Below are 14,818 nucleotides of genomic sequence, written 5' to 3'. Positions count from 1 at the left end.
AAAATCAAACTTTTCGTCCGCTGTCCAAACTTTGTTAGCATGCTTGTGTTTTAAAATCTCTGGCCCATGACAATCTTCAAGTTCCACCCACTCTCTTACATGCTTCTGAAAAGTTTGGGCTTTGACACCTTTTGGTGTCTTTGGATACTGCTTCTGATGACGATACATTTCAACGCATTTTCTTTTGAACGCATAACTATATCGCATAAAAATACCCTCCTTACTGGATGTCCAGTAAAGAGGGTACATATCATCACTGCCCTTTTTATGACTGCATATGTATTATTATTTGGCGGCCAGCTTCATCCTGCATCTTTAAGCGTCAAAATTCGGCAGAAACTGGATCTGCGGCCTACCCGTCATCCTATTGATGCGCACTTCACTCTCCATGCCGTAGAGATATCGAATCATCTCCGGCCGGATCACTTCTTCGGGCGTGCCGATGGTCACCAACTTTCCCTTTTTAAGAACGACGATCCGATCGCAATACAGCGCCGCGATGTTCAGATCGTGCACCGACGTGAACACGGTAACATCCTGTCGCTTCAAAATATTCATGATCTGATACTGAAATTTAATATCCAAATGATTGGTCGGCTCGTCGAGAACGATCAGCTCCGCTTTCTGGGAAAGGGCCCGTGCCAGAAGCACACGTTGCTTTTCTCCGCCGGAAAGGCTTAAAAAGCTGCGTGTTTCATAGCCCTTCATCCCACCTCTTCGATGCATTTTTCAGCGATCGCTTTATCTTCTTTTGAAGAGTCCTGCAGTATTTTCTTATGGGCATAGCGGCCGAGCATCACCATGTCGAGCACCGTCAGATCGAATGCCACGTTGTTTTCCTGCACCATCACCGACATTTTTTTCGCAAAAGCTTTGTCTTTAATCCTTTGAATTTCGTCCCCGTCGAGATAAACCTTGCCCGTATCCGGCTGGTAAATCCGGTAGATATTTTTGAGCAGGGTCGATTTGCCGCAGCCGTTGGGCCCGACCAAACCAACAAATTCATTTTTTTGAACCTCCAGACTAATCGCGTCGATGATTTTGATACGATCGATGGAAAAACCGAGATCCTCAACCTTTAATTGAATCATTCGGCACCTCCAAACTTAGACCGGCTCTTGCGGATCAGGAAGAGGAAGAACGGCGCCCCGAAAAGGGCCGTCAGCACGCCCAAAGGCAGCTCCTCCGGCGAAACAATCACTCGGGAAATCAGATCGCAGAGGATCGCAAACAAACCGCCCACCAAAATCGACGCCGGAATCAGCCGGCCATGCTTCGGTCCCACGATCGATCGGGTAACGTGCGGGATAATCAGCCCCACAAAGCCGATGACCCCGCTGACAGAAACGATGGCACCGGTCAACAGTGTGCATAAAATGATGATCGACAACTTGATGCGTCGTAAATTCACGCCCAGCATCGTCGCGGTGTCGTCGCCGAGCATCAGCACGTCCAGGCTGTCGGCGAAAAAGCCGATCACCGCAATGCAGATCAACGAAACGATAAACACATACAGCACCGTGTTCCAATTGGCCCCGCTCAGCGAGCCCATCATCCAATACATGGCCGTTTTGACCTTGTCGTCGCCCGTCCGCTTGTAATAGATCATCAAATTGGTCAGCGCCGTAAACAGGGTGGACACGGCAATCCCGGCGAGCACCAACTGGATCGAAGTGATCTTATTATTCACTGAGGATACCTTCATCGCGATGGCAATCGAAACCAACGCGCCGATGCCGGCTCCCAGGGCAATGTGGAATTGACCCATAAACGCAAACCAGCCGTACATGATCACGGCGACCGCTCCGGCTGAAGCCCCGGAGGAAATCCCGAGCACATAGGGATCGGCCAGAGAATTTTTGGTCAGCGCCTGCATCAAGATCCCGCAGATGGTAAGCCCGGACCCCACCATAAAGGCCATGAGCACCCGCGGAAAGCGAATCGTCCAAATAATGGTTTCAAGACCTGCGTTCCAATCCGGTTCAAAAATGGTCTGATGGGTCATGTGATTGATCAGAACGCGGCAAACGACATCCGGCGGAACGGTGACCGATCCACAAAATACGGCCAGAATCACGCCCAACACTAAAAGCACACCGGCGCCAAGGCAGAACGCAAAGTAGGCGCCCTTCCTGCGCAAGGGCAAAACGGATAATTTTTTCATCTTATGGCGTTACCTTCCTTCAAAAGGGTTGCTAAAAGGGGAAGGAGAGACCTCCACCGAAAGTCTCTCCCCCTTGTTCTTTTATGCTTAATTGCTAAAACGGCCCGTTTTAGAATTTATCCGGATACAATTGTTTGGCAATGCTCTTCACCAGATCGGCCGAGCCTGCAGAGCCTTGCATCACAGCACAATTGGCCGAATAAATCTTGCCTTCTTTGACCGCGCGCAGATTCTTTGTGTATTTATTGGTCTTTAGGAATTTGGTCTTTTTCTTGGTGTCATGATTGTAATCGAGAATGATGATCGCATCGGGATCCCGTTCGACAACCTGTTCCCAGGAGGGCGTCGCCCATCCCTTGTTGATGTCGCTGAAGATTGAAATGGCACCGGCCCGTTTTAATGTGTCGCCGGGCATCCCCTGGCAAGCCGTGAACGGTGCATCTTCGCCGGAATCATAAACAAAAACTCTGATTGGCTTCTTATACGCTTCTTCGCCCAACATCTGATGGACGGCATCCAGCGTTCTTTTCATTTTGCTGACGCGTTTGGCCGCTGTCTTCTCCACCTGGAAGATCTTGCCGAGGGCGGCATAATCCTTATACAGATCGTCAAAGGTTGCACTGTCGGAGCAAACATAGGGGAAATAAGGCACAATGCCATTCTTTTTACAGAACTTCACGCTGTAGTTTTTATCGGAGAAAAGATCGTCCCAACCGACCAAAAAATCGCAGCCGCTGGCCAGCACTTTTTCTTTAGAAACAGAGCGCAGATTGATGCCTGGCTTTGCCAGTTGTTTCACTTTCTTTTCGCCGGGATATTGTTTGATGGTATCCACGCAGGCCCCTTCGGTATAACCTACCATATTGCCGGCCAAACCGAGATCAAAGAAGATATCCGCCATCTGATCGCCGTCGGCCACCACCTTTGCCGGCGCCTTCTTAAAGGTGTGGTCATAATTCTTCCCGAGCCCGCTGCGCTGCAGATTCATCGTGATGGTAACCGACTTATAATTCTTCGAGGATGCCTTTTTGGTCGAACTTGATCTGGATAAACCGCAGCCGGCCAATCCGACAGACAACAATTTTACTTTCATTCTCTGCATTTTATAACCTTCTTTCTACATGAGAAATTTCTACGGTTGATTGCTTCTTTATCCACTTGTTTTTAAGAAAGCATGAAGCAATCTGAATCTTAACTTTAATTATAAGAATTGCCTGATTTTTTATCAATTCAGAAGGCTCTTCACTTGTCAAATTTACACTTTATACCCTACAGGGTTCTGCATTAAAGTTTTAATTTTACATTTTACTTTGTATTATCAAAAGAACAGACACGTTGCTTGACTTTTTAAAACCCGTCCACTATAATTTGGACATTAGCAAAGGTGCTGAAGGAAAAATTTAGAAAATTTCCTTCAGCACCTTTTTTGTTTGCAAACAAAGATCATTTCCCGCCATTGGTTTTAGAATTGGAGTTTTTTATGAAAACTGGAGATACCACATTTATTCTAATCTGTGCGGCCTTGGTCATGCTCATGACGCCGGGCCTTGCTTTCTTTTACGGCGGCCTGGAACGCCGCAAAAATGTGCTCAATACGATGATGATGTCCTTTTTCATCATGGGCATTGCTTCCGTTTTGTGGATAGCCGTCGGGTATTCGCTCAGTTTCGTCGGTGATCACGGCGGCATTATCGGCAGCCTTCAAAACGCGTTCGGTCTCGGCCTGGGCCGCGGCCCAAGCGCCTATGCGCCCACGATTCCGAAGCTGGCCTACGTCGCTTTCCAAATGATGTTTGCCTTGATCACGCCGGCACTCATCACCGGTGCCGTAGCCGGACGCATGAACTTCAAAGCGCTTTTCTGGTTTATTATTTTTTGGCTGCTGCTGGTGTATTGTCCCCTGGCCCACATGGTTTGGGGAAAGGGAGGCCTGCTCGGCGAAGTGCTCGGCTCGGTGGATTTTGCCGGCGGCAACGTCGTCCACATTTCGTCCGGCTTTTCCGGCCTTGTGCTCGCGCTGATAATTGGCAAACGCCGGGGCTATGACCGAGTGACCTACCACACCCACAACATTCCCTTTGTGCTGCTCGGGGCGGCAATGCTCTGGTTTGGCTGGTTTGGCTTTAACGCCGGCAGTGCCTTAAGCGCCGGCTCCCTGGCCGCCCACGCGTTTATCACCACCAATACGTCCGCCGGCATCGCCATGATCGTCTGGATGCTCATCGATGTGGCTGTCACCGGCAAACCCACCGCCGTCGGCGCAGCGACCGGTGCCGTGCTCGGGCTGGTGGCCATCACGCCGGGTGCAGGCTTCGTGCCGATCTGGACGTCCTTTATTATCGGCGGCGTGGTCAGCCCTCTGGCCTATTTCATGGTTTCCGTGGTCAAGCCCCGCCTGGGTTATGATGACGCGCTGGACGCTTTTGGCTGTCACGGCATCGGCGGCATCTGGGGCGGCATCGCCACCGGACTTTTCGCCAGCCGATCCGTCAACCCCGCCGCCCGCTGGAACGGCCTGGTCTTCGGCGATACACACTTGTTCTTCGCCCAGCTCATCGCCATCAGCGCCACCATCGTCATCGCCGTCTTCGGCACCTTCATGATCGCCAAAGTCGTTTCTATTTTTGTGCCGCTACGCGTGGATGCCGCAGATGAACGGCGCGGACTGGATATCAGCCAACACGGCGAAAAAGCCTACCCCTCCTTTACCGGCATGGACTAATCGTGAAAGGAGCATTCCCATGATTAAAGTTGAAGCTATTGTCCGCGACGAATTGTATGAAGATTTAATGCAGGCTTTGAAATCGGTGGCCATCCATGGCATCACCGTCTCCCAGGTCATGGGCTGCGGCACCCAGAAGGGCTATACCCGGCGGGTGCGCGGTTCGAAGGTGGACATCCACATGCTGCCGAAGATGAAGTTTGAAATTGTCGTCTCCGAGGAGGCCATTGCAAACAAGGTAATCGACGTGATTCGGCAAACCGCTTATACCGGCGAACCGGGCGACGGTAAAATTTTCGTTTACGATCTGAAGAACGTAATCCGCATCCGCACCGGCGAAACCGGCGTGGCCGCCATTAATTAGAACCCCGCACATAAAAAAATCTCCCGGTCGACCGGGAGATTTTTATTTTGAAAGGAAAAGCTTAGAGGCTTAGAATTTCTGCGAAATTGTCTTTTAACTGCGGATACAATTTATCAAAGGCCGCATAGGTTGCGTCGTATTTTGTCCGCAGATCCGGATTGGGATCAAAACTTTCGTCCCGCATCACGATGATCTTGTCGCAGGCCACCTGCACGCTCGGATAAAGTCCGGTGGCCACCATGGCCAGAATTGCGCCGCCAAGCGCTGTGGCATTAGCCGAGTTCATATCCGGCAGCACCACCTTCATGCCGTAAATATCGGCACAAAGCTGACGCCAGAAGGGACTCTTCGAGCCGCCGCCGCACAGCCGCATCACATCCGGCTCAATACCGGATTCGCGGATGGCTTCGAGCACGTCGCGCATGGCATAGGTGATGCCTTCCATCACGGCGCGGGTGATATCGCCCTTGGTGTGCGTCGCCGACAGGCCCACAAAACCGGCCCGGCATTTCAAATCGAAATGGGGCGATTGCTCCCCGGTCAAATAGGGCATGTAGATCAAATTGTTGGCGCCGGGTGCCGAAGCGATGGCGTCTTTATTAATCTGTTCGTACTCCGCATCGCCCGGATAAAACGTGTTGCGATACCACTTCAGGGAGTTGCCCGCCGAATTGACCGAGCCCATGAAGTGCCAAGCCCCCGGCACGGCCATGCAGAAGGTATAAACCCGGGCTTTTTGATCCATCATCGGCTCGTCGGCATAGGCAAAAACCGTCCCCGAGGTGCCAATGGTGGTCATGGCGCGGCCACGGGCTACCACCCCGGTGCCCACGGCCCCGGCCGCGTTATCGCCGGCACCGCCGGCCACAATGGTTTTTGTCGTCAGTCCGAGCAGTCCGGCCACTTCCGGCAGAAGCTGCCCCGTCGCATCGGTGGATTCATACATTTTGCCCAACTGGGATTCTTTGATCTCCATCGCCGCGAGCAGCTCCGACGACCAGCAGCGATTGCGGACGTCCAGCAGCTGCATCGCCGACGCGTCCGAAACCTCCGTCGCGTATTCGCCGGTCAGGCGATAGCGCAGGTAATCCTTCGGCAACAAAATATGCGCGGTCTTCGCCCAAATTTCCGGCTCATTTTCCTTCACCCACTGAATCTTGGCAGCCGTGAGGCCCGGACGGACCGGATTGCAGTTGATCTTCATCATCAGATCGTCGCCGATGAGCCTGCGCACGGATTCTGCCGCTTCCGAGGTGCGGGCATCATTCCATAGAATAGCGCGGCGCAGGGGCTCGCCCTGGGCATCAAGCATTACCGCGCCCATCATCTGCCCGGCAATCCCGATCCCGATGACGTCTTCTCCCGAAACACCTGCAATATCCAGACAATAGCGAATGGTCGTGACCGCCGCCTGATACCAATCCTCAGGATCCTGTTCGGACCAACCGTTATGCGGTTGATACACCGGATATTCGTCGGCGCGCTGGGCGATTTCTCTCCCGTTCTGATCGAACAAAACAGTTTTAATGCTGCTGGTTCCAAGATCCAATCCCAAAATGTACTTCATGTTTTTCTCCTCATCTCCATCTTTGGTTATTGAATTTTTTACAATCGGCTGATTGCCGCCATATTGATCTTGCTATTTGACCGCATCGCGGGTGACGGTTTCAAAATCGTGCCAGGGAATGTTCACCTTGGCGCCTGCGTTCAGGCACTGATCCACATGCATCAGCAGCGGAAAGTCCGTTTCTTTGATCCTGCCGGCTTTGGCCATGGCCTTCACCGCTTTAGCCGTGCGCGTCGCGATAACCACCGCTTCAAGGGTTTGGCCTGCAAGTTTCGCTTCAATTTCCGGCATCGAAAACCCCTCGCCGAGGTATTGCCCCACCTTGCGGCTGCGTCCGCCGGCCACCGTGACGTCCAGATCTCCCGCCGCATACATGATCATTTTGTGGCTGCCACCGACGATGCCGAGCAGCTGATCCATTTCCCAAACGGATTGCTGGAAGAGGGCCGCTTTGGAATTGACATGGGCAATACCGTCGTCCCCGCAGCGATTCTTCATGCCGATGGCGATGGCCGTTCCCAGCGCATAGCCGTTTTTCAAAGCGACGGCCGCCTCAAGGCCCACCACGTCATCTGTGATCGCAATGTGATAATAATCCGTTGCAAAATGTTCCCGGATCCACGCGAGCTTCTCCAAATCCTTGCCGCAATAAGCGACAAAGGAATGATCGTGATCCGAGAGATCTCTGGCCGTGCAGGGGCCGCCGATGGCAAAGAGCTCGATTTGATGATCTTCCGGCATGCGCTCCGCCCAGTATTCCGGATAAACCTGCAGTCGGCCATCGGGATAATCAATCATACCCTTGGTAACCGAAATTACCGGCACATCCGCCCGGATCACCGGAAATACCGATTCCAAAAACCAATCGACGCCAAAGCTTGACACGCCGCAGACCACAAGCTCTGCATCGTCGAGTGCCTCGCTCAGCTGATCGATGGTATAGTATTTCACGCCGTCATGCAGCGTGCGGTCCAAATTAATGTGATAATTGTCCTGCCGCAACCGCGCGATGACATCGCCATCCAGCGGGGAGCCGACCAGCCGCACTTCATAACCGTTTTCGAACAATGGAAAGGTCAATGCTGAGGCCATTTGTCCAGAGCCGACCAATGTTACAATTGCCATATTTTTCCTTTCCTGGCTTCTGCCATTCTCATTTCCGATAACGAACAAATTCATTGTAAAGGGTTTCTGGGAAAATGTCAAATCCTTTTGAATATTTTCCCATTATTCGCAAGATTTTCTCTTTGATATTCGTCTGACTTTAAAAAATCGGAAGATTTATCGTCTAATTTGCTCTTTTTTCCCATTTATTTTATAATATGAATTATATTTCAGTTCAGAAAGAGGAAACCTCATGGATTCTAAGCGCATCAATCAAATTATCCGCATCTCAAAACACTATTACGAAAGCGATATGGGTCAGGTCGAAATCGCCCGTCAGGAGGGCATCAGCAAATCAACCGTCAGCCGTCTGCTCAAACTCGGCAAAGAACTGGGACTGGTTGAAGTCCGCATTAAGGAGCCGACAATGGCCCACGCCGACCTGGAGGCACAGTTCCTCGCCGGTTATCCTTTGCGGAACATCACCATCGTCCCTGCCCTCATCGACAATCCCCAGATCATCGCCCGGGATGTTTATACCGCCCTGATTGAGGATTTACCCAAATACATTGATGACGATTCGGTGCTCGGCGTCGCCTGGGGCACGACCCTCGAGATGCTTTCCACCATGCTCGTGTCCATCCGCCGCCAGCATGTCTCGGTGATTCAGCTTACCGGCGGTTATTCCCGATTGGCCCACGAATCCAGCGCGCTGAAAATCCTCCAGAATTTTGCCTCGGCGGTCGGCGGCGAGGCCTATGTGATCCCTGCACCGGCCATGGTGGACGCGCCCTTTATCGCTGAAGCCATCAAACAAGATTCCCAAATCAAACAGATTCTGGCCATGGCGGGGCATTGCCAAACCGCCGTCTATTCCGCTGGCTTTTTTGGCCGGCCTTCCGTAATTTATGAAATGGGCCTGCTCACCGATGAGCAATACCGTGTGATGGAGAAGGGCGGCTGTGTCGGCGATTGCTGCTCCCATTTTATCAACGCGGACGGCGATCTTTACGACCCGGCCCTGGATGCTCGAGTGGTTGGCGCCTCCCTTGAGACCATCCAAAAAATTCCGAATAAGTTACTCGTGGCCAGCGGGATCAACAAAGGTCAGGTGATTCACGCCGCCCTTAAAGGCGGCCTTGCCGACCATCTTTATATTGATGCGCCCACAGCACGGGAAGTGCTGAAGTTTTTGGGATAGACCTAAACAACTTAAAGAGGCTTTCATCAACTATAGCCCAGAATCTTCGTCATACTCTTCAATGGATTGTGTGATGTTATCTAATAAAATTATTTCCAGTATTATAGGACAGATTTAACAGCATCGCGTCTTTGATGCAATGAAATCCGAATGCTGAAACTATTTGTTTGAGGGCATAAAAAATGGTATTGCTACCGCCTCGATTGAGCATATTTAGTTGTACAAACTGGGATTCATAGGGTAATCATCCTTTCTCCCAGAATTCCTCTGTCATATGATAATTTGCCCAGGTGTCATTCGGCTTTGTGTCCGTCATACGAAATCCGAATTTTTCATACAGATGCAGCGCAGCTTCACAAATATCGATAGTCCAAAGTGATATATGATCATAGCCTTTTTCTTCACAATAATCCAAGGTTGTCTGAAGCAGTTTTTTCCCCAGACCGGTACCCTGCATTGAAGAATCGGTTCCAAAAAGCCGTAATTGTGCATCGTGGTCTCCGCGCCTATCAATGGCAATAGTCCCCTTGATTTCACCATCATAATCCGCCACCCATATGCGATTATTCTCCAGGTCATCAAAATACTCTGTGACTATATGCAGAAAATACTGCTCTGTACTCGGCAGAAAATCAAACTGTTGTTCAAATATTTTATAGTAAAAATGTGCAGCAAGACTTGCTTCACCCGGTCGTATTTCTCTAATAGAAATATTCATTATAGTATCCTCCGCAAATTTAAATTTGTCTTTCTTCTAAATCTTTCAAACTAATTCCATCTTTTGTTTTCCAATACATTTTACCATTTGTGTTAACTCCTAATACAAATACAGCAGCATATGACGGACTATTGAAAAGATAGTTTTTTGTTATTCTTCCCTCTACAATCTCATTTTCATTTTCATTTCGACACTTTCCTCTTAAAACTTTTATTGTTTTAGGAATATGCTTTGAATCATTTTCTTCTATACATACTGTTTTTCAAAACAACAGAGCCTTCATTAGTCCTCATACATTTCACCTCAATTGTCTTGTTAGACTTTTTACCTTTTCGAGAAAGATACAACATCAATTCTTCCTGATCTTCTACAGTCACTGCCGGATCAGCTTTAACTAAGGGAACAAATACTTTGTAACCTAAAACACCTAATACCATCTTTGAGTATTCTACAAAATCATCAAGCTCAGATTCCTTTTCCTCAGTTACATTTCCTGGATTTGGATTATTTCCATTTCTTACATGAAATCTATCTGTTGCTATAACCATATTAGTAAATCTATTTTCAAGATAGCTTATCTCTGTTGGTCCGAAGGAATTATTCTGCGTAGTTAGCATAACTGCATCACTAAAATAGGTTTCATCTTTTAAATGTTCAGCCACTCTAAAAAGGACTCCCTCTCCATTTTTACGAATGCCGGCTTGTCCTATATAAACTTCGTCATTATCATCCTCATTTTTACCAAAGAGAAAATACACTCCACTCTGCTTTAAGTCCTGTCTATCCTTACATTTATCTAAGTATGATCTTGGAATCTTATATGCAAGGCCAGTCCAATTTGCCAACGTGCATTTTATTCTTCCTGTAACATCTCCATCCATCAAAAAGAGATTAAAATTTTTACTATATTATTACAAAATCTTCGCGCCAATAAAAAAGAGGAAATAACCGAGCCCTGCGTGCCCGATCATTCCTCTTAGCAAATAGCTTTCTGAAAACAAGCTATTTTGCAGTCTATGGAGCTGAGAGCCGGATTCGAACCGGCGACCTATTGATTACGAATCAATTGCGCTACCAACTGTGCCATCCCAGCAACAGACGATAAAAAAATTATAGCGAACTATCTTGCAGAATGCAAGCCTTTTTCATTTTTTTATTCTCATCATGTCGCTTTACAATAGATGTGAGACCTTGAGAATAGAAAAAAGCGATTGAATCCGTTAAAATTGTTTTTGCCACTAAACTCCTTTGACGAAAGGTCTTCAATCGTCATGAATAGTATATCGCATTCACAATGATTCTTGCCCCCATACTCTTGAAACTGGAAGCGTTAGGTATTAAATGGCAGATGGATGTTCCAAAAGCTTGTTATGTCGGCAAGATGTCTGACAGGTTCTATCAGTATACTTTGATGAGGCATCAAAGGAGCGATTCTGCAACTTCCTGAATTTCTGCTCGTTCAAGAATCTGAAAAAGCAGAGGTACAGATATATGCGCGGATTGAACGATCTCCCAATGGCAGTGCTTGGATGGATGTCTCCATTTGAAAAGCGTGCGCAGCCCAAGGGATAACTTTCGAACCTTGGCAGAAACAATCGGATGTTATCAAATGACTTTCTCTTTTTTCAGGTCTCACATCATTGGATAACGTACAAAAAATGACCGGTCAACACAAAAAATCATCCTCAAAAGGCAAATCCAATGCTTGAAAGACGTTCAAAACATGATAAAATAAAAAAAGACATTTATCAAAAATTCAATAATCCAGGATCGAAGAGGATTTACCATGAAAGTGAAATACCAATTTATCTCCAATCCGGACAGCAATACCGTCCGGTTGGTTCAGGGACGGATGCGCCCGGCCGAACGCAAACGCATGGAAGAAGGTCAGATGCCTGATTTTGGTGCGTTCCTGCTTATCCAGGGCACCATTCCTGAAATGATTCAGGCGGCGGATATCTCCGTAAAAGCCAGCGATGTTGTTTCCTTTGAGCTCGTCGGCAACTGCCCCCAGTCCTTCATCACCATTGTGATTGCGGGCAAGATTCGTTCCGTTCAAACCGCACTCAAGGCTGTTCTCGCCGCACGAGACAACCGCACCGACGATATTCTGGGCAGCTTTGCCTGAGTTTAGCTTTTAATCATTTGATCCCCGATTCATTTTGGGGATTTTTTATTATGCCTTGTTAATCAAGACCTTTTTTCTTTTTAATTTAACCGAAACCATCTGACAACCGTCTCTTTGATAATCGTGTCCACCCTTAAAAATGGTAGCCAGCGTAACAGGCTATAAGCCTTCAATACCAGCTAATATCTCAAGGCGCAGACTTTCACTGAAGACGATATGATATTTGCACATTCATTTCTGCAATATAGTCTGAACAACTTTATTGTAATCGGAAAGATGATTTTTTATATAACAAACGTCGCACACCCACATAGCGGGCGGATTTTTGTTTCGTTTTCGTTCGTTTTTCCCTTTGAAAAACTCTCTTGCTCAACTGGCTAAAGCCAAATTTAAAAACGGCCCGCGGGCCGTTTTTGCATGGTCAGTATATATGAATGATTATCTTCATTATTCTTGTTTAAGTGTAACCGTTACTTTCTGCGGCGTTAAGTTTTCGATCGTTCCCTTCTTTGTTTTGGCATAAAGCACTACACTTTCTTTTCCCTCTGATTTTCCGGCCAGATCTACCCAGACCTCAACATCATCAGCAGAAATTTTCTTCCACTCTTTTTGAGTCCCTTCAATTTTCACATTTACTGCGTTGCTGCTGATTTTAGAGAGTGACAGGCCTTGCGGCATATTGCGGGTTTCAATCGTGTGTGTCGTGATATTTTTTTCTGAAAGTGCCTCGACCTTCGCCGTCACCATCACTCGGGTATCTCCTCTCATTGCAATCACACCATTCGGTAAAATAATTTTGCTTTCGATGGTTTTATCTCCCTTAATGCCGCTGACATTGATATTTTTGGGCGTTACACTCGTGATTTTATCCAGCGCTTCTTTATCCCCGCCCAAAAGCACGGTTGCTGGTGTCACGCTGACATCGGTCACTTGGTAATCATCCTCCGGCGTGCCACTGATCTTCGGCGCCTTCACCTTTACTTTTTTGGTCGTCCCAACTTGGATATGCGCCAAAACAGAGGCCGGCTCACAACGCACATTCTCCAATTCCTTGCCCTTCTCGTCATAGGCCTTTACCCGTAAAAACGTGGAAGTGTCGTTTGTGATACCATTAACGTCAGCGGTGGCCACCAACTCATCGATCTTTCCCAGATCGCTTCGGGATCCATTGATTTTCACCATGTCAGACGTTGATGCGGAAAGAACTGACAAACCATTGGCCGGTGTGCCGCTGGTATTCACAGCTACCTTCTGGCGGCGGTTACCGATTTTATCGATGGACAGCTTCAGCGTTTTGGGCCGAATTTCATCCAAAATCACCGTGTTGGGAAGCCCCTGAATAACAATGCTCGGTGTTATGGTGCCGTTGGTCTTCACATCGGACAGATCCACAGACGCAGAGATCAACGACGTATCCAAGTTATTGATATTGTTTTCTGTTCCCCGCACCCGCAGATTGACATAATAACTTTCCTGATCTTCGAGCACCAGGCCCTTCGCGGTAAGCGACTCTTCATTGGTGATCGTCACCGGGATATTTTCGATATCCCGGGATATCAGATTGATGGAACTTCCATTGATATACACCCATAAAAAGAGTGCCAGTGCAACGGCAAGCACGACACGCGTCGCCCATCCGCGGCGATCGTTTTTATTCCTTTTCCGGCATCTTTGATTCTTCATTTTCGTTGTCCGCCCCTATGGTCTCTTCTTCCTCATCCTCATCATCGATGAATCGATCCGCCAACAGCGTCGCAATATCCTCAGGGGTAAAATCACGCCGAAGCACCCCCCGATGGGCCACCGAAATGGTGCCGGTTTCCTCCGAGACAATGATCACAATGGCATCGGATTGCTCCGAAATGCCGATGCCGGCGCGATGCCGGGTTCCCAGCGAAGAATTGAGCGTTCGGCGATCGGTAAGCGGCAAAAGACAACCCGCCGTTCGGATTTTCCCATTCCACAAATTGACAATCATCGCGCCATCATGCAGCGGCCGATTCGGCGTAAAAATGTTCTCAATCAGTTCGGTGGAAATATCCGCATTGAGCGCGATGCCGGTGCCCTCGATGTCCTTGAGTCCCGTATTCACCCCGCAGACAATCAGCGCGCCAATGTGCGCCTCAGCCATATCGGCCACCGCGTCGCGAATATCCTCAATGGCGTCCAGCATTTTTTTCTCGCCCGACGAGCGAAACATGCGCTCAAACAAACGATTATTGCCCAACTGCTCCAGTGCTGAGCGCAGTTCCGGCTGGAAAACCACCGCCACGACAATAACCGCCCAGGTAATGATATTGTTGAGGAGATAATTTAACGTGGTCAGCCCCAGCCAGGAACTGAGCGGGATGAGCACCAGCACAATGATAATCCCCTTGGCCACCTGCTCGGCCTGAGTGCCGCGGATCCACATCAGAATTTTATAAATGACAAAAGCAATGATCAGAATTTCGATCACATTGACATAGGTAAATCTGGATTGTAGCGTTACAACAAGATTTTCGATGAGATTTTTCATGACTTGCCTCTGTTTTCCTTTCGAATTTAATTTTATTATACACCATCTTTTAACTGTTTCCCAGCGTACTGAGCAAATCTTGACAAGTTTTACACCTGATTACAATTTCTTGACAAACTGTTTTCAAATGATGTATCTGTATTCAGTTTCATTTTAAATTTTCATCTTTTTTCATCTTGTTCAAGAAAATGTTTTTCGGCTAAAAACTATTTTCAAAAAATCATTTGTAATTTAAAATAGGAACCCTTTACATTCATGCAGAATCTTGCTATAATACAATCATAAGATGACGGGTGGTCGGAAGACAAAGAATCGATTGCCATAATCCAGCG

Annotated in this window: 15 protein-coding genes, 1 tRNA gene and 1 pseudogene; 4 read left to right on the top strand and 13 right to left on the bottom strand. The window is 48.2% G+C overall.

Going from position 1 to position 14,818, the window contains the following annotated elements; genetic code table 11:
- The 5 genes and pseudogenes from HMPREF0721_RS12045 to HMPREF0721_RS01465 all read right to left on the bottom strand — a co-directional run.
- Window positions 1–207: pseudogene (locus tag HMPREF0721_RS12045) on the bottom strand (helix-turn-helix domain-containing protein); the annotation flags it as partial.
- 108 nt (window positions 208–315) lie between these two features.
- Window positions 316–708: an ABC transporter ATP-binding protein gene (locus HMPREF0721_RS12690; protein WP_006597748.1), complete on the bottom strand. Its 393-nt coding sequence runs from the start codon at window positions 706–708 to the stop codon at window positions 316–318.
- Window positions 705–1,091, bottom strand: coding sequence for an ABC transporter ATP-binding protein (locus HMPREF0721_RS12685; RefSeq protein ID WP_006597747.1), 387 nt, complete (start codon window positions 1,089–1,091; stop codon window positions 705–707). Before HMPREF0721_RS12685 ends, HMPREF0721_RS12690 begins: the two co-directional genes overlap by 4 nt.
- Window positions 1,088–2,164: a FecCD family ABC transporter permease gene (locus HMPREF0721_RS01470; RefSeq protein ID WP_006597746.1), complete on the bottom strand. Its 1,077-nt coding sequence runs from the start codon at window positions 2,162–2,164 to the stop codon at window positions 1,088–1,090. The genes HMPREF0721_RS12685 and HMPREF0721_RS01470 overlap by 4 nt, the downstream gene beginning before the upstream one ends.
- A gap of 109 nt (window positions 2,165–2,273) precedes the next feature.
- Window positions 2,274–3,266, bottom strand: coding sequence for an ABC transporter substrate-binding protein (locus HMPREF0721_RS01465; protein ID WP_006597745.1), 993 nt, complete (start codon window positions 3,264–3,266; stop codon window positions 2,274–2,276).
- 378 nt (window positions 3,267–3,644) lie between these two features.
- On the opposite strand from HMPREF0721_RS01465, the gene HMPREF0721_RS01460 reads away from it, so the two are divergent.
- Both HMPREF0721_RS01460 and HMPREF0721_RS01455 read left to right on the top strand, forming a co-directional pair.
- Window positions 3,645–4,886 carry an ammonium transporter gene (locus tag HMPREF0721_RS01460; protein WP_040640152.1) on the top strand — a complete coding sequence of 414 codons (1,242 nt, stop codon included), beginning with the start codon at window positions 3,645–3,647 and terminating at the stop codon, window positions 4,884–4,886.
- A gap of 19 nt (window positions 4,887–4,905) precedes the next feature.
- Window positions 4,906–5,250 carry a P-II family nitrogen regulator gene (locus tag HMPREF0721_RS01455; RefSeq protein WP_006597743.1) on the top strand — a complete coding sequence of 115 codons (345 nt, stop codon included), beginning with the start codon at window positions 4,906–4,908 and terminating at the stop codon, window positions 5,248–5,250.
- Between the two features lie 61 nt (window positions 5,251–5,311).
- Here HMPREF0721_RS01455 and xylB read toward each other — a convergent pair whose 3' ends face one another.
- Both xylB and HMPREF0721_RS01445 read right to left on the bottom strand, forming a co-directional pair.
- A complete protein-coding gene (gene xylB, locus HMPREF0721_RS01450) occupies window positions 5,312–6,817 on the bottom strand; it encodes a xylulokinase (protein ID WP_006597742.1) in 1,506 nt (501 codons plus the stop codon).
- Window positions 6,818–6,889: 72 nt separating this feature from the next.
- Window positions 6,890–7,942: a glycerol-3-phosphate dehydrogenase gene (locus HMPREF0721_RS01445; RefSeq protein WP_040640151.1), complete on the bottom strand. Its 1,053-nt coding sequence runs from the start codon at window positions 7,940–7,942 to the stop codon at window positions 6,890–6,892.
- 232 nt (window positions 7,943–8,174) lie between these two features.
- Between HMPREF0721_RS01445 and HMPREF0721_RS01440 the strand changes: the two genes are divergently transcribed.
- Window positions 8,175–9,122, top strand: a complete 948-nt coding sequence (locus HMPREF0721_RS01440) for a sugar-binding transcriptional regulator (protein WP_006597740.1) — start codon at window positions 8,175–8,177, stop codon at window positions 9,120–9,122.
- 244 nt (window positions 9,123–9,366) lie between these two features.
- Here HMPREF0721_RS01440 and HMPREF0721_RS01435 read toward each other — a convergent pair whose 3' ends face one another.
- The 4 genes from HMPREF0721_RS01435 to HMPREF0721_RS01425 form a co-directional block, all read right to left on the bottom strand.
- Complete coding sequence (locus tag HMPREF0721_RS01435; RefSeq protein WP_006597738.1) at window positions 9,367–9,840, bottom strand: GNAT family N-acetyltransferase; 474 nt, start codon at window positions 9,838–9,840, stop codon at window positions 9,367–9,369.
- 19 nt (window positions 9,841–9,859) lie between these two features.
- Window positions 9,860–9,994, bottom strand: a complete 135-nt coding sequence (locus HMPREF0721_RS12680; protein ID WP_341349327.1) for a DUF4357 domain-containing protein — start codon at window positions 9,992–9,994, stop codon at window positions 9,860–9,862.
- An 82-nt stretch (window positions 9,995–10,076) separates the two neighbouring features.
- Window positions 10,077–10,721: a GIY-YIG nuclease family protein gene (locus HMPREF0721_RS01430; RefSeq protein WP_006597737.1), complete on the bottom strand. Its 645-nt coding sequence runs from the start codon at window positions 10,719–10,721 to the stop codon at window positions 10,077–10,079.
- A 136-nt stretch (window positions 10,722–10,857) separates the two neighbouring features.
- Window positions 10,858–10,933 (bottom strand) — tRNA-Thr (locus HMPREF0721_RS01425).
- A 693-nt stretch (window positions 10,934–11,626) separates the two neighbouring features.
- Here HMPREF0721_RS01425 and HMPREF0721_RS01420 point away from each other — a divergent pair.
- Entirely contained in the window at window positions 11,627–11,968 is a 342-nt protein-coding gene (locus HMPREF0721_RS01420) for a BMC domain-containing protein (protein WP_006597734.1), read from the top strand.
- A gap of 447 nt (window positions 11,969–12,415) precedes the next feature.
- Here the strand turns inward: HMPREF0721_RS01420 and HMPREF0721_RS01415 are convergent, their stop codons facing one another.
- Window positions 12,416–13,651: a CdaR family protein gene (locus HMPREF0721_RS01415; protein WP_006597733.1), complete on the bottom strand. Its 1,236-nt coding sequence runs from the start codon at window positions 13,649–13,651 to the stop codon at window positions 12,416–12,418.
- Entirely contained in the window at window positions 13,620–14,486 is an 867-nt protein-coding gene (cdaA, locus tag HMPREF0721_RS01410; protein WP_006597732.1) for a diadenylate cyclase CdaA, read from the bottom strand. The genes HMPREF0721_RS01415 and cdaA overlap by 32 nt, the downstream gene beginning before the upstream one ends.
- Between the last annotated feature and the right edge of the window lie 332 nt (window positions 14,487–14,818).

The organism is Pseudoramibacter alactolyticus ATCC 23263 (assembly GCF_000185505.1).
Classification (GTDB): domain Bacteria; phylum Bacillota; class Clostridia; order Eubacteriales; family Eubacteriaceae; genus Pseudoramibacter; species Pseudoramibacter alactolyticus.
This window is presented reverse-complemented; position numbering and strand designations above follow the sequence as displayed.